The sequence below is a fragment of the Streptosporangium sp. CA-115845 genome, assembly GCF_050943795.1.
Lineage (GTDB): Bacteria > Actinomycetota > Actinomycetes > Streptosporangiales > Streptosporangiaceae > Streptosporangium.
In genome coordinates this window covers 2,761,985-2,781,406 of sequence record NZ_CP191988.1, presented here as the reverse complement: position 1 = coordinate 2,781,406, position 19,422 = coordinate 2,761,985, and the positions used below count along the sequence as shown (strand labels likewise).

At 70.7% G+C, this 19,422-nt stretch carries 14 protein-coding genes; 2 read left to right on the top strand and 12 right to left on the bottom strand.

Translation table 11 applies throughout. The annotated features are described in order from the left end of the window. Window positions 1-44: 44 nt before the first annotated feature. The 8 genes from ACQP0P_RS14815 to ACQP0P_RS14780 are packed head-to-tail and all read right to left on the bottom strand — an operon-like array spanning window position 45 to window position 12,331. A complete protein-coding gene (locus ACQP0P_RS14815; protein ID WP_433376406.1) occupies window positions 45-1,343 on the bottom strand; it encodes an amidohydrolase family protein in 1,299 nt (432 codons plus the stop codon). Beyond that, complete coding sequence (locus tag ACQP0P_RS14810) at window positions 1,340-3,052, bottom strand: hydantoinase B/oxoprolinase family protein (protein WP_433376403.1); 1,713 nt, start codon at window positions 3,050-3,052, stop codon at window positions 1,340-1,342. The genes ACQP0P_RS14815 and ACQP0P_RS14810 overlap by 4 nt, the downstream gene beginning before the upstream one ends. Continuing rightward, window positions 3,045-4,709 (bottom strand): hydantoinase B/oxoprolinase family protein, encoded by a 1,665-nt coding sequence (locus ACQP0P_RS14805; protein ID WP_433376400.1) that lies wholly within the window; start codon window positions 4,707-4,709, stop codon window positions 3,045-3,047. Before ACQP0P_RS14805 ends, ACQP0P_RS14810 begins: the two co-directional genes overlap by 8 nt. Next, window positions 4,706-6,763, bottom strand: a complete 2,058-nt coding sequence (locus ACQP0P_RS14800; protein ID WP_433376397.1) for a hydantoinase/oxoprolinase family protein — start codon at window positions 6,761-6,763, stop codon at window positions 4,706-4,708. The genes ACQP0P_RS14805 and ACQP0P_RS14800 overlap by 4 nt, the downstream gene beginning before the upstream one ends. A gap of 8 nt (window positions 6,764-6,771) precedes the next feature. After that, entirely contained in the window at window positions 6,772-8,784 is a 2,013-nt protein-coding gene (locus ACQP0P_RS14795) for a dipeptide ABC transporter ATP-binding protein (protein WP_433376394.1), read from the bottom strand. Further along, on the bottom strand, window positions 8,781-9,641 hold the full coding sequence (locus ACQP0P_RS14790) for an ABC transporter permease (protein ID WP_433376391.1): 861 nt from the start codon (window positions 9,639-9,641) through the stop codon (window positions 8,781-8,783). The genes ACQP0P_RS14795 and ACQP0P_RS14790 overlap by 4 nt, the downstream gene beginning before the upstream one ends. Next, window positions 9,641-10,651 carry an ABC transporter permease gene (locus ACQP0P_RS14785; protein WP_433376388.1) on the bottom strand — a complete coding sequence of 337 codons (1,011 nt, stop codon included), beginning with the start codon at window positions 10,649-10,651 and terminating at the stop codon, window positions 9,641-9,643. Before ACQP0P_RS14785 ends, ACQP0P_RS14790 begins: the two co-directional genes overlap by 1 nt. A 3-nt stretch (window positions 10,652-10,654) precedes the next feature. Next, a complete protein-coding gene (locus ACQP0P_RS14780) occupies window positions 10,655-12,331 on the bottom strand; it encodes an ABC transporter substrate-binding protein (RefSeq protein WP_433376385.1) in 1,677 nt (558 codons plus the stop codon). Window positions 12,332-12,691: 360 nt separating this feature from the next. On the opposite strand from ACQP0P_RS14780, the gene ACQP0P_RS14775 reads away from it, so the two are divergent. Next, window positions 12,692-12,925 carry a type II toxin-antitoxin system CcdA family antitoxin gene (locus ACQP0P_RS14775; RefSeq protein ID WP_433376382.1) on the top strand — a complete coding sequence of 78 codons (234 nt, stop codon included), beginning with the start codon at window positions 12,692-12,694 and terminating at the stop codon, window positions 12,923-12,925. 200 nt (window positions 12,926-13,125) lie between these two features. Continuing rightward, window positions 13,126-14,229: a transposase domain-containing protein gene (locus ACQP0P_RS14770; protein WP_433376379.1), complete on the top strand. Its 1,104-nt coding sequence runs from the start codon at window positions 13,126-13,128 to the stop codon at window positions 14,227-14,229. On the opposite strand, the gene ACQP0P_RS14765 is transcribed toward ACQP0P_RS14770, so the two are convergent. The 4 genes from ACQP0P_RS14765 to araB all read right to left on the bottom strand — a co-directional run bounded on the left by ACQP0P_RS14765 (window position 14,216) and on the right by araB (window position 19,376). Next, entirely contained in the window at window positions 14,216-14,911 is a 696-nt protein-coding gene (locus tag ACQP0P_RS14765; protein ID WP_433376376.1) for a hypothetical protein, read from the bottom strand. The two genes, ACQP0P_RS14770 and ACQP0P_RS14765, sit on opposite strands and share 14 nt — an antisense overlap. A 595-nt stretch (window positions 14,912-15,506) precedes the next feature. Next, the gene (araA, locus tag ACQP0P_RS14760; protein WP_433376373.1) at window positions 15,507-17,003 is read right to left on the bottom strand and encodes an L-arabinose isomerase; all 1,497 of its coding nucleotides are present in this window, start codon (window positions 17,001-17,003) and stop codon (window positions 15,507-15,509) included. Beyond that, the gene (locus ACQP0P_RS14755; protein WP_433376370.1) at window positions 17,000-17,668 is read right to left on the bottom strand and encodes an L-ribulose-5-phosphate 4-epimerase; all 669 of its coding nucleotides are present in this window, start codon (window positions 17,666-17,668) and stop codon (window positions 17,000-17,002) included. Before ACQP0P_RS14755 ends, araA begins: the two co-directional genes overlap by 4 nt. 31 nt (window positions 17,669-17,699) lie before the next feature. Then, window positions 17,700-19,376: a ribulokinase gene (gene araB, locus ACQP0P_RS14750; RefSeq protein ID WP_433376367.1), complete on the bottom strand. Its 1,677-nt coding sequence runs from the start codon at window positions 19,374-19,376 to the stop codon at window positions 17,700-17,702. Window positions 19,377-19,422: the final 46 nt, after the last annotated feature.

Here is a 19,422-nt window from a genome sequence, read left to right as displayed (position 1 = left end):
CCTCACCCAGATGCCCAGGTCTTCAGACCCCGGGAAAACCGCGTTCACTGCTTCTCCCATCCCGACCGGTCGTCGCGGACGACCCGGCCGCCCTTCATCACCCAGCGGACCCCCCGGAAGGCCGAGGTGTCCGCGAGCGGGTCCGCGTCCATGGCGATGAGGTCCGCGTACTTGCCGACCTCGACGGTGCCGAGGTCGGCGTCGGCGCCGAGCCAGCGCACCGGGCCGAGCGTGCCCGCGTAGAGCGCTCCCGCCGGGCCGAGACCTCCCTCGGACATGCACTCCAGCTCGCGTACCGAGGCGTTGGTCCCCTCGAAGTCCCAGAACGGCGGCATGTCGCTGCCCAGCAGGACGTCCACCCCGGCGTCGAGGGCCATCGCGTAGCTCTCCAGATGCCGGGGACCCGCGCCGAGCGAGCGGCACTGCATCCACTCCGGCACCCCGAGCTCGTCGAAGAAATCCTTGCAGCGGGTGACGAGCAGAGTCGGCACCAGGGCCGTGCCGCGCTCGGCCATTCTCTTCGCGACCTCGGGGGTGAGCTGGTAGCCGTGCTCCACGCAGTCGAGGCCCAGCTCGACGGCCTCGGCGATCACCGCCGCCGGCCCCGCGTGCGCGGTGACCTTCCGGCCCCAGGCGTGCGCGGTCTGCAGCGCCGCCGCCATCTCGTCGGAGAACAGCTGCGGGGTGTCGATGCTCTCGTGCTCCCCGGCGATGCCACCGGAGATCATGATCTTGATGAGGTCGGCACCCGCCTTGACCTGGGTGCGCACCCCGCGCCGGAACCCGTCGACTCCGTCGCACTCCATGGTGTCGCTCGCCTCGTGGCCGTGGCCGCCGGTGCAGACCAGTGCCTGGCCCGCCGTGAAGATGCGCGGCCCGGTCGCCCGGCCCGACTCGATGGCCCGGCGCAGCGCGAAGTCGGCGTGCTCCTTCTCGGCCACGCACCGCACCGTGGTGACCCCGCAGTGCAGAGTACGGCGGGCACCGTCGGCCATGTAGAGAGCGAGTTCGTGCGCCGTCATGTTCTTGACGCTGTCGCCTCCCTGGCCCGGCAGCGACAGGGACAGGTGGGTGTGCATGTTGACCAGGCCGGGGGTGACGTACGCGCCGTCGAGATCGAGCCGCGGGGCCTCCCCCACCCGCTCCAGGACCTGCTCGCGGGGACCCACGGCCGCGATCCGGTCGTCCCGGATCCACACCGCCGCGTCCGCGATCCGCCCCTCGGCGCTCTTCGGAGCCTCGGCCGACGCCTTGGCTGACGGAACACCCGACGGTGCACCCGACGGTGCACCGCCAGCGCGGGCGTCGGTGACCGTGCAGTTGACAATGACCACGTCGTTCATCGGACGGCCTCAATCCCGTAGATCCTGCGGGCGGCGTCGGGAGAGACGTAGCCCTCGGCGACGTCGCGGCGGACCAGCTCGGGGTCGCGCTCGCACGGATCCCCGTGCCCGCCACCTCCGGCGGTCAGCAACCTGATCCGGTCACCGGCCCGCACCCTGGTCCGCTTGGTACTGACCCGATGCTCACGCTCGGTGTCGGGGAAGATCACCACCTGGTTGGGCTCGGGCTCCAGCCCGCCCTCCAGCGCCCACGGCCGCGACCGCGTCTTCTTGATGACCGACAGGAACTCCCCTGGAGTGACGAACCGGATGTCCCTTCGCAGCCCCACCCCACCGCGGAACCGCCCGGCGCCGCTCGAGTCCTCGCGCATCTCGACGCGCTCGAAGAACATCCCGGTCCTGGCCTCCAGGACCTCGACGGGGGTGTTGCGGGCCTGGGTCTGGCACAGGTGGTTGGCGGCGTTCATACCGTCGTGGGAGGGGGTGGCGCCCCAGCCGACCGGGTCGTTGTTGCTGACCGCGAACATCTGCCCGGTCTCCGGGTGGATCCCGACCATCATGAACCCCGGCACGTCCCCTCCGGAGGAGGCGGGCAGCTTCTCCGGCATGCCCTGCGCCAGCGCCTTGTAGATCAGTTCCAGGGCGACGGTCCCCGTCCACTGGGTGAAGGTCGCCGCCGGGTAGACGGCGTGGAAGAGCGTTCCAGGCTCGGCCCGCACCCGCAGGGGGGCGAAGTGCCCGGCGTTGGTCTGCTCCCCCGGGGTGGTGATCGCCTTGAACGCGACCCGGCAGGTCGCGATGGTCGCGCCGAACGGGAGGTTGACCGGCCCGGCGGTCGCGCCGGACGATCCGGCGAAGTCGACGGTGAAGGTGCCGTCGGCGACGGTGACGGTGACCTGCATCCGGATCGGGTCCTCGGTGATGCCGTCGTCGTCCAGCCAGTCGACCGCGGTCCACGAGCCCTGCGGGAGGCGGGCGACGGCCTCGGCCGCCGCCTCGGCGGCGGCCTCGACCACGGTCTCGATGACGGACTCGACGACCGCCCTGCCGTAGCGGGCGTACAGCTCCTGAACCCGGCGCTCGCCGGTGCGCAACGCGGCGACCTGCGCGTTCAGATCACCGATCACCAGATCCGGCATCCGCGAGTTGAACCGGATCAACTCGATGATCTCCCGGTTCGGCTCACCCCCCGAGAACACCTTCGTCCCGGGAAAGATGATCCCCTCCTGATGCATGTCCGTGGAATCCAGCACATACCCCGGATCCTTGGCCCCCAGATCCATCCAGTGAGCCCGCACACACAGAAAACCCACCAGCTCAGAGGCCAGGAACACCGGCGAGAACAACGTCGCGTCATAGGCGTGCGCCGCGTTCCAGTACGGATAGTTCAGCAGCACCACATCACCCGGACGCAGGTTCTCCCGCCCCACGTACTCCACACCCTTGCGGATGGAGTAGTCGTTGGCGCCGAGGAAGCGGCTCAGCCCCGTCGACTCGGCGACCAGGCGCAGGCCGGAGTCGTAGACGGAGATGCCGAAGTCGAAGACCTCGTAGATGACCGGATTGAAAGCGGTACGTACGAGCGTGGCCCGCATCTCCTCGGCGGCCGAGGCGAGATGGCTGCGCACCACCTCGACCGTCGCGCCGTCCACCCGTGGCGGAGCCGTGCCGGACCGATCGGCGACCGTCTCAGGCACCGTCTCAGACATCGTCGATCCCGTAGATCCTGCGGGCGGCGTCGGGAGAGACGTAGCCCTCGGCGACGTCGCGGCGGACCAGTTCCGGATCGCGCTCACACGGATCCCCGTGCCCGCCACCCCCGGCGGTCAGCAACCTGATCCGGTCACCGACCCGCACCCTGGTCCGCTTGGTACTGACCCGATGCTCACGCTCGGTGTCGGGGAAGACCACCACCTGGTTGGGCTCGGGCTCCAGCCCGCCCTCCAGCGCCCACGGCCGCGACCGCGTCTTCTTGATGACCGACAGGAACTCCCCCTCCGTGACGAACCGGATGTCCCTCCGCAAACCCACCCCACCGCGGAACCGCCCGGCACCACCGGAGTCCTCGCGCATCTCCATCCGCTCGAAGAACATCCCGGTCCGCGCCTCCAGGACCTCGATCGGGGTGATCCTCCCGGTGCTGCCCGAGACGTGGGTGGCGGCGTTCATGCCGTCGTGGGAGGGGGTGGCGCCCCAGCCGACCGGGTCGTTGTTGCTGACCGCGAACATCTGCCCGGTCTCCGGGTGGATCCCGACCATCATGAACCCCGGCACGTCCCCTCCGGAGGAGGCGGGCAGCTTCTCCGGCATGCCCTGCGCCAGCGCCTTCAGGATGAGCTCGACCGCGACGATGCCGGTCCACAGGGTGAACGTCGGCTGCGGGTAGACGGCGTGGAAGAGCGTTCCAGGCTCGGCCCGCACTCGCAGGGGCACGGTGGTGCCGAAGTTGGACGGCTCGTCGGGCGAGGTGAGCGACTTGAGGACCACCTTGCAGATCGCCTCGGTGGCGCCGAACGGCATGTTGATGGGACCGGGCGTGGCCGGCGCGGAACCGTCGAAGTCCACGGTGAAGGTGCCGTCGGCGATGGTGACGGTGACCTGCATGCGGACCGGGTCCTCGGTGATGCCGTCGTCGTCGACCCAGTCGACCGCGGTCCACGAGCCCTGCGGCAGCTCGGCGAGGGCGGCGCGGGTGCGCGCCTCGCCGTCCTCGATCATCCGCCCGACGGCGGCCTCCACCGTCGGGCGGCCGAACTTCTCCAGGATCTCCAGGAACCGGCGCTCGCCGGTGCGCAACGCGGCGACCTGCGCGTTCAGATCACCGATCACCAGATCCGGCATCCGCGAGTTGAACCGGATCAACTCGATGATCTCCCGGTTCGGCTCACCCCCCGAGAACACCTTCGTCCCGGGAAAGATGATCCCCTCCTGATGCATGTCCGTGGAATCCAGCACATACCCCGGATCCTTGGCCCCCAGATCCATCCAGTGAGCCCGCACACACAGAAAACCCACCAGCTCAGAGGCCAGGAACACCGGCGAGAACAACGTCGCGTCATAGGCGTGCGCCGCGTTCCAGTACGGATAGTTCAGCAGCACCACATCACCCGGACGCAGGTTCTCCCGCCCCACGTACTCCACACCCTTGCGCAGGGAGAAGTCGTTGGCACCGAGGAAGAAGGTGAGCCCGGTGGCCTCGGCGATCAGCCTCAGGTCGGCGTCGTACATCGACATGCCGAAGTCGTGGACCTCGTAGATGACCGGGTTGAACGACGTGCGGATCAGCGTGGCCCGCATCTCCTCCGCCGCGGCGAGCAGGTAGCTGCGCACCACCTCGGCGGTCGCCCCGTCCAGTTGCTCGGTCAAGATGCCACCTCCACAAGCCTGACCAGCAGGTAACCGTGCTGGTCGACCTCGACCCGCTGCCCCGAGGGGACCACGGTGGTCGAGGTGCCCTCGTCGATGAGGGCGGGTCCGTCGAACGCGTCGCCCGGCTCCAGCAGCGCGCGGTCGTAGACGGCGAACGACGCCGTGGCGCGGGTGCCGAAGTCGTAGGCGTCCCTGCGGGCGAACAGTGCCCGGCCCGCGTCGCCGTCGCCCTGCGGGCGCACCACCAACTCCGGCCGGTCGGTGCGGCCGATGCCGCGCACCCGCAGGTTGAGGATCTGCAGCCGGTTGTCCATGGCATGGCCGTAGCGCGCCACGTGGGTCTCCTCGAACGCCCGCCTGATCGCGTCCCGGTCGAGGTCGCGGCCCGCGGTGACGATGAGCGAGTGCTCCTGCCCCAGGTAGCGCAGCTCGAACTGGCGCTCAAGGACCATGCGCTCGGCCGCGACCCGCTGCGCCTCCAAGGAGTCGACGGCCTCGGCCTCGATGCCCTTGAAGATCGTCTCCAGCTCGTCGAGGTCGGCGTCGTCCAGGGTGGCCATCACCGTCCGGGAGAAGTCGTCGACGATGTCGGCGCTGAGCATGCCCCAGGCGGAGAAACCGGACGGCGCGAACGGCACGATGACCTCGCCGATGCCCATCTCCGCCGCGAGCAACGGGGCGAGCAGCGGTCCGGCCCCGCCGAACGCGAGCAGCGAGAAGCCCCGGGGGTCGTGCCCCCGCTCGACGGTGATCTGCCGGACCGCGCCGACGGTCTTGGCCAGCAGCACGTCGAAGACGCCCGCCGCGGCGGCCTCCGTGCTCAGTCCCAGGGGCCGGGCCACCTGCTCGTCGAGCGCCGCGCGAGCGGCGTCGGCGTGCAGGTCCATGGTCCCGGCCAGGAAACGGCCCGGGTCCACGTAGCCGAGGACCACCGCCGCGTCGGTGACAGTGGGGCGGGTGCCGCCCCGGCCGTAACACACCGGGCCGGGGTCGGCACCCGCGCTGTGCGGACCCACCTTGAGCAATCCCCTCTCCAACCACGCGATCGAGCCCCCTCCGGCCCCTATCGTGCGGATGTCGTAAGTGGGGATCAGCAGCGGGAAGTGCTCCAGCTGCGCCTCGTAGGCGGCCACCGGGGACCCGTGCTCGATCACGCACGCGTCCAGCGAGGTGCCGCCGATGTCGAAGGTGAGCAGGTCCCGGCGGCCGAGGGCGGCGGCGAGGTGCGCCGCGCCGACGATGCCGCCCGCCGGGCCCGACAGCACCGTGTGCGTCGGGGAGGTCTTGGCCACCGACGACGTCATGGAACCGCCGCCGGACCTCATGATCAGGAACTGCCCGCCGAACCCGCGCTCGGCCAGCCCGTGCTCCAGCCTGTCGACGTACCTCTCGAAGATCGGCCGGATGTAGGCGTCGAGGACCGTCGTGCTGGTCCGCTCGTACTCGCGGTACTCCCTGACGATGTCGGTGGAGAGCGAGACCGTCACGTCCGGGTACGCCTCGCGGATGATCCGGGCGGCCTGGCGCTCGTGGGAGGGGTCGAGGAAGGAGTGCAGGAAGCAGACGGCGATCGACACCACGCCCTCCTCCTCGACCAGGACCCGGGCCGCCTCCCTGACGCCCTCGGCGTCGAGTTCCTCGACCACGCGGCCCCGGTGGTCGAGCCGCCCCCGCACCCCCGCGGTGTGACGGCGCCGCACCAGGCTCTCGGGGCGCTCGTACTGGAAGTCGTACATGTGGTCGGCGGGCACGTTGCCCCGGCCGATCAGGAAGATGTCGCGGAAGCCGTCGTTGGTGATGATCCCCGTCGGCTCACCGCGCCGTTCCAGGACCGCGTTGAGGCCCAGGGTGGTGCCGTGGATGAACAGCTCCACCTCCGACAGGTCGGTACCGAGCGCGGTGACCGCGTCGAGCACGCCTTCCCAGGGACGGGCCGGGGTGGTCGAGGCCTTCCTGAAACGCACCTCATGAGTGCGGGTGTTCAGCTCCATCGCGTCGACGAAGGTGCCGCCGATGTCGACGGCCAGACGGATGTGCTTCGGGTCGGGCATTTCGGGTGTCACCTTTCGATCAGCGCGGGGATCTCGGCGGCGCGGTGGCAGGCGACCAGGCTCGCGCCGTACGGGCGGAGCTCCTGCTCCCGCTCTCCGCATTCGTCTGTCGCGAAGGGGCAGCGCGGCGCGAGGGCGCAGCCCCCGGCGGCGTCCGCCTCCTCCAGATCCTTGGTCAACTCGACCTGCGGGCCGCGGTAACCGGCGCCGAGGCTGGGGGCACTGGACAGCAGCGCCCTGGTGTAGGGGTGCCCGGGGTTGCCGAAGACCTCTTCCACCGGCCCCTCCTCGACGATCCGTCCCAGGTAGAGCACCACGACGCGGTCGCAGAACCCCCGCACGGTGGCCAGGTCGTGGGAGATGAAGACCGAGCCACGCGAGCTGTCGCCGCTCACCTCGGCGATCACCTTCAGGATCTGCGCCTGTACCGTGACGTCAAGCGCCGAGGTCGGCTCATCGAAGACGATCAGGTCGGGTTCGCCGACGAGCGCGCGGGCGATGCCGACGCGCTGCGCCTGCCCGCCGGACAGCTCGTGCGGGCGCCGCTCCAGGATCGACGGGTCCAGTTCCATCCGCTCCAGGGCGCGGGCGACGCGCGCGGCGCGCTCCGCGGCGGGCACCCCGGCGGCGCGCAACGGCTCGCCGATCGCGTCCCGCACGGTCCGCCGGGGACTGAGCGACCCGATCGGGTCCTGGAAGACCAGCTGGGCGCGGGTACGCAGCCGGCGCAGCCGCCTGCCGCGCAGCTCGGACAGGGCGTGACCGGCCACCTCGACCCTGCCCCGCGAGGGCTGCACCAGGCCGAGCATCAGCCTGGCCAGGGTGCTCTTACCGCAGCCGCTCTCCCCGACGACGCCCAGCCGCTCGCCCGCGGCGACGCTGAGGCTGACCCCGCGCAGGGCGTGGTGCCCCCCGCCGCCGAAGCGGCTGCGGTAGACGACGTGCGCGTCCTCGATGCGCAGCACGCTCTCCTTCGCACCGGGCGAGGTGGCCGTACCGGCGGGCGGGACCGTTCCCGCGGGCGGGGTCTTCGCGGGGGCCGGCGGCTCGGCGCGATCGTCGAGTGGGCCCGAGCGGGGGTGGAAGCAGGCGGCGCTCCAGTCCTGGGCCAGGGGCCCGGCGACGGGCAGGTCCGCCGTGCACAGCTGCGTCGCGTGCGCGCAGCGCGGCGCGAACGGGCAGGATGACGGCGCCTCGGTCAGCAGCAGCATCGCGCCGGGGGTCGCGGTCACCGGGCGCCCGTCGAGGTCGGGCACCGAGCGCAGCAGCGCCCGCGTGTAGGGGTGGGCGGGCTCGTGGAGCACCTGCGGGCCGGGACCGCTCTCCACCACCGTCCCCGCGTAGAGCACCACGACGCGGTCGCAGACCTCCGCGATCGACGCCAGGTCGTGGGAGATCAGCAGGACACCGCGCCGCTCCGCGTTCGCGGCGAGCCGGAACCGGTTGAGGATCTCCCTGGTGAGCGTGACGTCCAGCCCGGTGGTGGGCTCGTCGGCGATCAGCAGGCCGGGCGCGCACCCGGTGGCCAGCGAGATCATGACGCGCTGCGCCATGCCGCCGGAGAGCTCGTGCGGGTAGGCGTCCAGGCGGCGCCTCGGGCTGCGGATGCCGACCGACTCGAACAGCTCGGCGGCGACCTCCCTGGCCGGAGCCGGGGCCAGCGACCGGTGGGTGACCAGCCGGTCGACGAGCTGGCGGCCGACGGTACGGGTGGGGCTGAGCGCGCCGCGCGGGTTCTGGAAGCAGATCGCGGCGCCGTGCCCGCGGAAGGCCTCCAGCTCGGCGGCGTCCATCGTCAGCACGTCGGCGCCGTCGAACATGACCCGTCCGGTCGTCTGGGAGCCGCCGGGCAGCAGGCCCACGATCGAGCGGGCCACCATGCTCTTGCCGCCGCCGCTCTCACCGACCAGGCCGACCACCTCGCCCGGCTCGACGCTCAGGTTCACCCCGCTCAGCGCGGCGACCCGGCGTCCCGGCCGCCGGATCACGACGGAGAGGCCCTCGATCGACAGGAGTGTCATCGTCTGTCACCTCTTGTGGAGTCGGCGCGTTCCTGCAGGCCCTCACCGAGGAGGCTGAAGCCCAGGACGCAGATCAGCAGGAAGAGGCCGGGCGGGACCGAGGTCCACCATCGGCCCGCGACGACGTCACCGGAACCGAGGCTGATCATGGCGCCCCACTCCGCGGTGGGCAGCGGCACGCCGAGTCCCAGGAAGGACAGCCCGGCCAGCGTGAGCATGGCCCAGCCGCAGTTCAGCGGGGCGATGACCCGCACCGGCGTCAGGCTGTTGGGCAGTACGTGCCGCCAGAGCACCCCCCAGAAGGAGGAGCCGGAGGTGCGGGACGCCTCCACGAAGGGCAGTTCCCTGATGGAGCGCACCTCGGCGCGGACCAGCCGGGCGTAGGCGGGTGCGTTCACCAGGGCGATGACCGCGATCAGGTTAGCCGTGCCGCCACCGAGCAGCGCGGCCACCGCCAGGGCCAGGATGAAGGTGGGGAACGCCTGGAAGACGTCGAGCACCCGCATCAGCACGTCGTCGGCCCAGCCTCCCCGGTATCCGGCGACCAGGCCGACGAGGCTGCCCGCGACCACGGCCAGGGCGACCGCGGCGACGGCGATGCCGACGTCGAGCCGGGCGGCGTGCAGGACCCGGCTCCACACGTCCATGCCGTTGAGGTCGGTGCCCAGCAGGTGCGCGCCGCCCGGCGGGGCGAGGGAGGCGAGGGGGTCGATCTCCTCGGGACCCCAGGAGCTCAGCAGCGGCGCGAACAGGACGGCCACCGCGACCACGGCCAGGATGGCGGAGCCCACCGTGATCAGGGACGACGCGAAGCGACGGTCCGCGCCCGCCTCCCGGGCTCGTGGCGCTTCGGCCATCAGATCCTCACTCTCGGGTCGAGGATCGCGTGGACCACGTCGGCGATGAGGAAGACCACCACGTAGAACAGCGCGATCACGAGCACCGACGCCTGAACCACCGGGTAGTCCCGGTAGAGCAGGCCGCGCAGCGCCCACTGCCCGAAGCCCTGCCAGGAGAAGACGTACTCCACGAGGACCGTCGAGCCGATGGAGAAGCCGAACACCAGGGCCGCCAGCGCGGGGAGCCGCACCAGCGTGGCCCGCACCAGGTAGCCGCGGAGCAGCAGCCGGCCCTTCAGGCCGTGCGCGGCGGCGGCCGTGTACGCCTCGGAGGCCAGTACCTCAAGCGCGGAGGCCCGGACGCTGCGCAGCAGCGGCGCGACGATGACGATGACCAGCGTGGCCACCGGCAGCGCGAGGTGCTCCAGCGCGGAGACGAACGCGGGGCCGTTGGCGGTCAGCGCCGCGTCGAGCAGGTCGGCACCGGTGATCAGGTTCAGCTCGGTGTCGGGATCCACCCGGCCGCTGGGTGCCGGGAACCAGCCCAGCACGCTGTAGCCCACCAGGACCAGCACCAGCCCGAGCCAGAACTCCGGTACCGAGTTGCCGATGAGCGCCGCGACGCGGACCGTGTGGTCGCCGAACCGGCCCGCGTGCCTGGCCGACCAGATGCCGAGCACCACCGCCAGCACCAGCGCCACGGCCAGCGCGATCACCACGAGTTCCATGGTCGGCCCCACCCGCAGGGCCATCTCCGAGCCCACCGGGGCACCGCTCTGGATGGAGGTGCCGAAGTCACCGGTGAACAGTCCCCCGACGTAGTCGAGGAACTGCTGCCACAGGGGCCGGTCCAGCCCGAACCTGGCCCGCGCCGCGGCGGCGTCCGCCTCCGTGGCGTTGGGGCCGAGGATGGTACGGATCGGGTCACCCGGCAGGACCCTGACGAGCAGGAAGGTCAGCACGACCACCCCGAGGAGCACCGGGACGAGCTGGAACAGCCGCCTGAGGACAAATCGGAGGATACGCATGGGTCAGGAGGAGGTGCTCAGGTAGCGCAGCCGGGCCAGGCCGTCCATCGGCTGGACCCATCCCGCCACCTCTTCCCGGACCGGGAGGTTGAAGTTGGGCTGGCAGATGACGACCCATGGCACGTCCTCGGCCAGGACCTCCTGCACGCGCAGCCAGAGCTTGGCGCGCTCGGCCGCGTCGACGACGGTGTGGGACTCCTCGAAGATCTTCTCGATCTCGGGGCTGACGTAGTTGGAGTAGTTGAGGCTGGCGCCCTTGGTGAAGCTGGTGCCGAGCATGTACTCCACGTCGTTGACCCAGAGCTGGCCCAGGGTGATCTGCAGGGGGATGTTCTTCTTCGCCCTGCGCTCGCCGAGCGTGGCGGGGTCGAGCGGGGTGAGCTTCAGCTCGATGCCGGCCTTCCTGGCCTCGCTCTGCACCAGCACGGCGATCTGCTGCTGCTCCTCGCTGTCGGTCTGGAAGACCAGCTCGGAGGTGATCGAGGTCTTGCCCGCCGCGGCCAGCGCCTCCTTGGCCTTGGCGACGTCGTAGGCGTAGGGGTAGCCGGTCTCGGAGTAGCCGGGCATGTCCAGCGGGACGACGCTCTTGGCCGCCCGCGCGTCGCCGCCGTAGACGTTGGCGATGATCTGCTCGTACGGCACCGCGTGGGCGAGTGCCCTGCGCACCGCGGGGTCGTCGAAGGGGGCGGTAGTCACCGACATCTGGATGGCGAGCTGGTTGTTGCTCGGCGCGGAGATGACCTTGATGCCCTTCGTGGACTTGAGGTCCTTGATGTCGCGCTGGCCGATGCCGAAGGCGACGTCGATGTCGCCGTTCTGCAGCTGCAGGCGCTGGTTGGCGGCCGCGGGCACCACGCTCAGCCTGATCTCGGAGCTCTTGGCGCCGTCGGTGCCCGGGTAGCCGGCGTTGGCGGTGAGCACGATCTCCTGGCCCTGGACCGCCTTCTCCACGTTGAAGTAGCCGCCGGTCGGGGGGTTCTTGGCGAACCACTCCTTGGCCCAGGGGTCGGCGTCGGTGGCGTGCTTCTTCGCCTCCTCGGAGTCGAAGACGTACAGCGAGATGGCCTGGATCTGCCGGGTCAGCGCGCTGGGGAAGGCCTGGGTGAACGTCACCGTGTAGTCGTCGACCACCTCGATCTGGTCGGCCTTGGCGAGCCCGATCAGCCGGTAGACGCCGGCCACGTTGGCCTTCGCGGCGAACGCGCGGTCCTTGGACCACTTGACGTCCTTGGCGGTCATCTCGTTGCCGCTGGCGAACGTGACGCCCTTGCGCAGCTTGAGGGTCCAGACCTTGTTGTCGGCGTCGGGCTCGAAGGACTCGGCGAAGGTGGGGGCGATGGCCTCGGTGTCGAGGATCTGGCCGTCGCCGACCGAGGTGACCCCGTAGTCGACCATGTAGGGGAAGACGTTCTTGTAGAGCATCAGGGCGGTCAGGTCGAACCCGACGAAGTCCTGGTCCCAGCTGCTCAGGTAGCTGCTCACCGCGATCCGCAGCTTCGAGGCGGCGGGGGTTCCGCCGGGGGCGGTGCTCGCCGCGGGCGCGGTGGATCCGCCGCCCGCCGTGGTGCCGGCGGCGCACCCGGTCGCCAGGAGGAGGGCGACCCCGCTGCCGAGCTGCAGGACCGAGCGGCGGGACAGCGCCGGGGATCCCGGACCGTTGGGACGAGAGAAGCCGGGCACGGCAGTCCTCCAGGGGCCATGAGGGATAGGCCGCGAGGTGAACGGATTGCTCCGCTGAGGACCCACCCGACCTACATGTGGCATTTGTTCTATCAGACCTGAGTTTGGTGAACAAGTGACCAATGTCTGTTCATGAACGAGGCCAATGCCCGGAGAAGCACCAGGACAGCATAAAGATCATGCCCAACGGGCATGTTCACTGAATTTCACAAGGCCGTCACCCACATGTGACCGGTATCCCGTACCGTATCGGCAGAATCGCCTCCGCCCGGCGGCCCGGCCCGGAGCGGCGACAGGACCACTTTCCGCCAGACACCTCGGCCGGCGGAAAAGATCTTAGTGCGGTACTACCGTGTCACCATGGCCGCGCAGGAGACCATCAGCGTAACCCTCGATCGCAATCTGCTCGATCACGCCAGGCGACGGGTCGGCACCGGCCCACCGTCCGCCTACGTCAACGAGGCCCTCACCCTGGAAGTCCGGCGGGAGCGCCATCGCCGCGCACTCTGGAACACGAAGGCCGCTGACGCCGACCCCGATCGCGTGGCCCGCATGATGGCCCATGTCGAGAGCCAGGGCGAGCGCGACCGGTGACCGGACACGAGCCTCCTGACGGACAGCCCTGTCGCTCTCCTGCGACACCGAAGCCCCCAGGTCCGCCCGGCGGCCTCGGCCACCCTCCCGGCACTCACCCGGTGCGCATTTTTTGGGCGGATTTAAGCGTATTTGTATGGAAATAAAGCATTTGACCGCCTATGGCTTGACAGTTAATCCCCACGGGCATGACTACCTGGGTGAAGACTGAGCCGGTCCATGGGCGGCTGGCCGATCATCTGTCGATCGGGATCCTCACCTCCGCCTTCCCCGTACCGCTCCTCGACGAGGTCGTGCTGGCCAGCGGCTGCGCCGACCAGCGGCGGCGGGCACTGCCCGCCCGCCTGACGATCTACTATGTGCTGGCCCTGTGCATGTTCCCGGACCGGAACTATGACGAGATCATGCGCCTGCTGCTGAACGGCCTGTCGTGGCGTTCGCACTGGGCCAGGAGCTGGGAGCCGCCCAGCGTGTCGGCGATCAGCCGGGCCCGCGCGCGGCTCGGCGCGGAGCCGCTGCGGGTGCTGTTCCGCCGGGTGGCCGGGCCGCTGCCGGAGCCCGGGGCCGCCGGGTCGCGGCTGGCCGGACTGCGGCCGGTGTCGCTGGACGGCACCGCGCTGACCGTCCCCGAGACCCGCGACAACGCTGCGTTCGGCTACCCGGACGAGAGTGCCCGCCTCCCCTGCGTGCGGGTGGTCGCCATGGCCGACGGCGGGACGCACTCGCTGATCGACGCGACCATCGGCGGTTCCGGAGCCCAGCAGGCACTCGCACCGAGGCTGCTGCGCCGCCTGGGGCCGGGCGTGCTGCTGCTCGCCGGTCCGGGGGCGAGGGGTGCCGAGCTGTGGCGGCAGGCGGCGGGCACCGGCACGCACCTGCTGTGGCGGACCGGTGGAGCGGGCGGATTCCCGGTGGCGCGCCGTCTCGGCGACGGGTCGTTCCTGTCCAGACCGTCCGGCTGGGCGGGCGTGCCGGTGCGGGTCATCCCCCTGCCGGGCGCGGGACGGCTGGTCACCACGCTGGTCGACCCGGGAGGGGCCCCGGCGCCGGAGCTGGTGGCACGGTACGCGGAGCGCTGGGTCATGGACCGCGCGCTGGCCTGGCTGCGATCCGACCGGAGCGGCGCGGTGCTCGCGCTGCGCTCCCGGACCCCCGAGACGGTGGCCCAGGAGATCTGGGCGCTGCTCTGCGTCTACCAGGCGGTACGGGCCCTGACCTGCCGGGGGGCCGGCCGCGCATGGGTGCGGCCCGCCTCCCGGGTGCGTACCGGAAGGCGGGCCGAGGGTGTTCTCAGGGGGTGGTGAGGTACAGCTTCTGGTCGAAGACACCGGAGTTGGCGACGGTCTCCCCCATGAGCTGGAAGGTGGCGGTGTAGTTGGCCGTTCCGGGGCACAGGATGCTGCCGCTGTCCTTGGTGAGGGCGTAGTTGGTGGCCTTGGCCTGGGCCTGGGCGATCGCTATTTTCGGACGGCTGGCGTTGTCGGGGTTGAAGGCGTCCAGGGCGATGCTGTTACCGGCGCCGGAGCCCCGGTAAACACAGCTGATGGTGCCGAACCAGCCGGTGGACACCGAGGAGACCTTGACGCCCTGCAGGGTCACGATGCCGTCCCGCCCGGGGGTCACCTTGTTGTAGACGACGGTGCCACCAAGCCAGGAGAGCCCTACCGGGGACACGGTGGAGGAGCCTCCGGCACTGTTCGGGCAGGCCGGGCCGGGAGTGTTGCTGAAGTTGAAGACCGAGACGTTCAGCGCGGTGCCGTCCGACTGGACCGTCCCGTCGATGTTGCCCGTGTTGCAGGTGGCGGTGGCGAGCGTGGTCGAGACCGACACCGGATCGATGAGCGTGGCCCGGATCTTGCCCGAATAGGCGGCGCCCAGGGCGGTGTCCCGGTGGATCGTGGTGCCGGCCGCCGAGGCGGGAAGCGGGGCGAGCACGAGTGCCGTCATGGCGACGGCGGCGGCGGCGAGGTTTCGGATACGTTTCATCGGCCACTCCCTTGTAATGTGCTGGACATCGTGAGGGTAGATAGCCGAATATTCACCGTCAATATCAATCCCCTAAACACCGCAATCGAAGTTCGATGTCACCTCCTAAGTCAATTGAAGCGCTGTTGACATAAGCGCTTCGCTATTGCGTGAATTGACCGGCGAGTCGGCCGGAGTTCCCGCGAAGGAAGCACCCCCAATAGACCGCCGGACTCCTGCGCCGCCGCCCGCCGCCTCTCGCACCCCATCTGAGCAGCACGGGAGCCTTCGGACAGCGGAACCGGTGGGAGTTCGGGCGCCCAAGCGCTTCTCTCAACCGTTCTCCCGATCGAGCGTGCCGCGACGACCAGAGACGAAATACAGGAGAAAACGGTTCGCCCCGCCGGCCGCGCTTGAATCGGACGCCCCATTGCCCGTTCCCCGCAGTTTCCGTCATCCGAAAACAAACGCGACGGCCCCGCGTCTGGAAATACGCAGTCGCCTACAGTTCCGTCGAGCGTTTTGTGTGTTCGGATGACAAGTGAAGTCCGCGAGTCGCGGGGCGTGTCTCCGCACGGCGGCACGAGGGCCCCGCCGATCGGCGGGGCCCGTCGGGTCAGAAGCCCTGGGCCAGGCGGTAGTAGGCCTGGTTCCAGCGGATCTCCTTGGCGAACTGGCGGGGGGTGGTGTCGGCGTCGATGACCAGCAGTTCGACGCCGAGCATGTCGGCGAGGTCGGTGAGCTCCTCACTGGTCAGCGCGGACGACAGGACCGTGTGGTGCGGTCCTCCGGCGGTGAGCCACGCCTCAGCGGAGGTGCTCAGGTTCGGGCGGGGCCGCCACACCGCGCGGGCGACGGGCAGGTTGGGCAGCGGCTCGGCCGGGGTGACCACGTCGATCTCGTTGGCCACCAGCCGGAACCGCTCCCCCATGTCCGACAGACCGATCACCACCGCCGGTCCGGGTTCGGCGTCGAAGACCAGCCGGACGGGGTCCTCGCGCCCGCCGATGCCCAGCGGGTGGATCTCGCACGAGGGCACCCCGGCGGCGATCGTCGGGCAGACCTCCAGCATGTGCGCACCCAGGATGACCTCCTGGCCCGGGGCCAGGTGGTAGGTGTAGTCCTCCATGAAGGAGGTGCCGCCGGCAAGGCCGGCCGCCATCGTCTTCAGGGTGCGCAACAGCACCGAGGTCTTCCAGTCGCCCTCCCCGCCGAAGCCGTAGCCGTCGCCCATCAGCCGCTGCACCGCCAGCCCCGGCAACTGCCGCAGGCCCCCGAGGTCCTCGAAGTTGGTGGTGAACGCGCCGAAGCCCCCCTCGGTGAGGAAGTGGCGCAGGCCCAGCTCGATGCGGGCGGCATACCGCAGGGACTCGTGGCGCTCGCCCCCGGCCCGCAGCTCGGGGGCGACCTTGTAGGTGTCCTCGTACTCGGCGACCAGGGTGTCCACCTCGGAGTCCGCCGCCGCGTCGACCACGGCGACCAGGTCGTTGACGCCGTAGGTGTTGACCGAGACGCCGAAGCGCAGCTGCGCCTCCACCTTGTCGCCCTCGGTGACCGCCACGTCGCGCATGTTGTCGCCGAAGCGGGCCAGCCGCAGCGAGCCGACCTCCGCGCGCCCGGCCGCGGCCCGCGCCCACGCGCCGATGCGCGCGGCCACCGCCGGGTCGCTCACGTGCCCGGCGACGGTCTTGCGCGCCACGCCCAGCCGGGACTGGATGTAGCCGAACTCGCGGTCGCCGTGGGCCGCCTGGTTGAGGTTCATGAAGTCCATGTCGATGGAGCTCCACGGCAGCGCCACGTTGGCCTGGGTGTGCAGGTGCAGCAGCGGCGTACGTAGCGCGTCCAGCCCGGCGATCCACATCTTGGCCGGGGAGAAGGTGTGCATCCAGGCGATCACCCCGATGCAGGCGTCCGAGGCGTTCGCCTCCAGGCAGACCCTGCGGATCGACGCGGCGTCGGTGAGCACCGGCTTCCACACCAGCCGGAACGCCGGCGACTCGCCGAGTCGCTCGGCGATCCGCCGGGACTGCCCGGCCACCTGGGCCAGCGTCTCCTCTCCGTACAGGCCCTGGCTTCCGGTGAGGAACCAGATCTCACGCTCGTGGAGGATCAACGCGGACTCCTTTGCCCGTAGACGTTCTGGTAGCGGTCGTACAAACTGTCGACGGCGGGTCGCGGGATCGGCAACGGGTCGCCCAGCTGGCGGGCCACGTGCACGGTGCGCGCGACGTCCTCGCACATCACCGCGGCCTTGACCGCGGCGCGGGCGTCCGCGCCGATGGTGAAGACGCCGTGGTTGCGCATCAGGATCGCCGGGGAGCGGTGCCCCTCCAGGGTGGCGACGACTCCCCTGCCGATGTCGTCCCCGCCGATCAGCGCGAACGGCCCCACCGGGATCTCCCCGCCGAACTCGTCCGCCATGGCCGTCAGCACGCACGGGATCGCCTCGCCCCGCGCCGCCCAGGCGGAGGCGTAGGTGGAGTGGGTGTGCACCACCCCGCCGACCCGCGGCATCGCCCGGTAGACGTACGCGTGCGCGGCGGTGTCGCTGGACGGCGACAGCTCGCCCTCGACCGGCTCGCCGTCCAGGTCGCAGACCACCATCGACTCCGGGCTCAGCTCGTCGTACGAGACCCCGGACGGCTTGATGACGAACAGGTCCTCGCCCGGCACCCGCCCCGAGATGTTGCCCGCGGTCCAGGCGACGAGGTCGTAGCGGACCAGCTCGTCGTGGAGCCGGCAGACCGTCTCGCGCAGCTTCCTGACGACGGCGCTCATCCGGCCGCCCCCGTCGTTCGTGGTAGTCCGGTCACACGTCCTCCTTGTTCGGTGGTGTGCTCGCCTCGTTACGCAGGGCCCGCAGGCCGTGCAGCATCTCCCCGTCGGCGAAGTGGTCGTGCAGGCGGCGGTAGTCGGCGTACAGCCGGTCGTAGGCGTCGGCGCGCCCGGCGTCGGGCAGGTGGACGGCCTCAGCGCGATTGCCCATCGCGGCCGAGGCGGCGGTGATGTCCGGGTAGGCCCCGGCGGCGACCGCGGCGTGGATGGCCGACCCCAGGGCGCAGCCCTGCTCCGAGCCGATCACCGAGATCGGGCGGCGCAGCACGTCGGCGTAGACCTGCATCAGGAACCGGTTCTTGATCAGACCGCCCGCCGCGACGAACTCGGTCACCGGCACCCCGGAGTCCTCGAAGGTCTCCACGATCACGCGGGCGCCGAACGCGGTGGCCTCGATCAGCGCCCGGTAGGTGTCCTCGGGTCTCGTCGCGAGGGTCTGGCCGACGAGTACGGCCGAGAGGTCGTGGTCGACCAGCACCGAGCGGTTGCCGTTGTGCCAGTCGAGCGCCACCAGGCCGTGCTGCCCGACGCTCTGCGCGGCGGCGAGTTCGGTGAGGTACTCGTGCGCGGTGAGCCCGCGCCGTTCGGCCTCCCGCTCGTAGGAGCCGGGCACCGAGGTCTCCACGAACCAGCCGAAGATGTCGCCGACACCCGACTGGCCCGCCTCGTATCCCCACAGTCCTGGCACGATCCCGTCGCGCACCACACCGCACATGCCGGGCACCTCCGCCAGCGTGTCGGACGGCATGATGTGGCAGGTGGAGGTGCCCATGATGGCGACCATCTGACCGGGCCGCACGGCGTCGGCGGCGGCGGCCGTGACGTGGGCGTCCACGTTGCCGACCGAGATCGCCACCCCCTCGGGCAGCCCGGTCCAGGCCGCGGCGCGGGCGTCCAGCCGGCCCGCGAGACCGCCGAGGGGCGACAGTTCCTGGCCGAGCTTGGCGGTGAAACCGGCGAAGGCCGGGTTGAGCTCGGCCAGGAACTCCGCCGAGGGGTAGCCGTCGCCGGTGTGGACGGCCTTGTACCCGGCGGTGCACACGTTGCGGGTCTCCACGCCGGTGAGCTGCCAGACGATCCAGTCGGCGGCCTCGATCCAGCGCTCGGCGCGGCCGTAGACCTCCGGGTCCTCCTCCAGTACCTGCAGGCCCTTGGCGAACGCCCACTCCGCGGAGATCTTCCCGCCGTAGCGGGGCAGCCACGCCTCCTTCCTGCGGGCGGCGACGGCGTTGATCCGGTCGGCGTGCGGCTGCGCGGCGTGGTGCTTCCACAGCTTCGGCCACGCGTGTGGGCGCTCCGCGAGCCCGTCGACCTCGCAGAGCGGGGTGCCGTCCGCGGTGGCGGGCAGTACGGTGCAGGCGGTGAAGTCGGTGCCCAGGCCGATGACCCGTGACGGGGAGATCCCGGCCGCCGCCACCGCCCCGGGCACCGCCACGCGCAGCACCTGCCGCCAGTCCTCGGGCGACTGCAACGCCCAGTCGGGGCCCAGCCGCACGGCACTGCCGGGCAGCCGTTCCTCGATCACCCGGTGTGCGTACTCGTGCACGGCCGTGCCGACCTCGGCACCGTCGCTCACCCGCACCACCACGGCGCGGCCGGACAGCGTGCCGAAGTCGACACCGACCACGTAGCGGTCATTGTTAGCGTTCACACAATCTCCAGGACCTCGACGGGGAGGGCTCCCGCGCGGGAGCCGG

Bases quoted from the DNA above. Each gene is read 5' to 3' on its own strand.
- ACQP0P_RS14795 (WP_433376394.1), bottom strand. From the start codon at position 8,784: ATGACACTCCTGTCGATCGAGGGCCTCTCCGTCGTGATCCGGCGGCCG.
- ACQP0P_RS14785 (WP_433376388.1), bottom strand. From the start codon at position 10,651: ATGCGTATCCTCCGATTTGTCCTCAGGCGGCTGTTCCAGCTCGTCCCG.
- ACQP0P_RS14775 (WP_433376382.1), top strand. From the start codon at position 12,692: ATGGCCGCGCAGGAGACCATCAGCGTAACCCTCGATCGCAATCTGCTC.
- ACQP0P_RS14755 (WP_433376370.1), bottom strand. From the start codon at position 17,668: ATGAGCGCCGTCGTCAGGAAGCTGCGCGAGACGGTCTGCCGGCTCCAC.
- ACQP0P_RS14815 (WP_433376406.1), bottom strand. From the start codon at position 1,343: ATGAACGACGTGGTCATTGTCAACTGCACGGTCACCGACGCCCGCGCT.
- ACQP0P_RS14800 (WP_433376397.1), bottom strand. From the start codon at position 6,763: ATGCCCGACCCGAAGCACATCCGTCTGGCCGTCGACATCGGCGGCACC.
- ACQP0P_RS14790 (WP_433376391.1), bottom strand. From the start codon at position 9,641: ATGGCCGAAGCGCCACGAGCCCGGGAGGCGGGCGCGGACCGTCGCTTC.
- ACQP0P_RS14765 (WP_433376376.1), bottom strand. From the start codon at position 14,911: ATGAAACGTATCCGAAACCTCGCCGCCGCCGCCGTCGCCATGACGGCA.
- ACQP0P_RS14810 (WP_433376403.1), bottom strand. From the start codon at position 3,052: ATGTCTGAGACGGTGCCTGAGACGGTCGCCGATCGGTCCGGCACGGCT.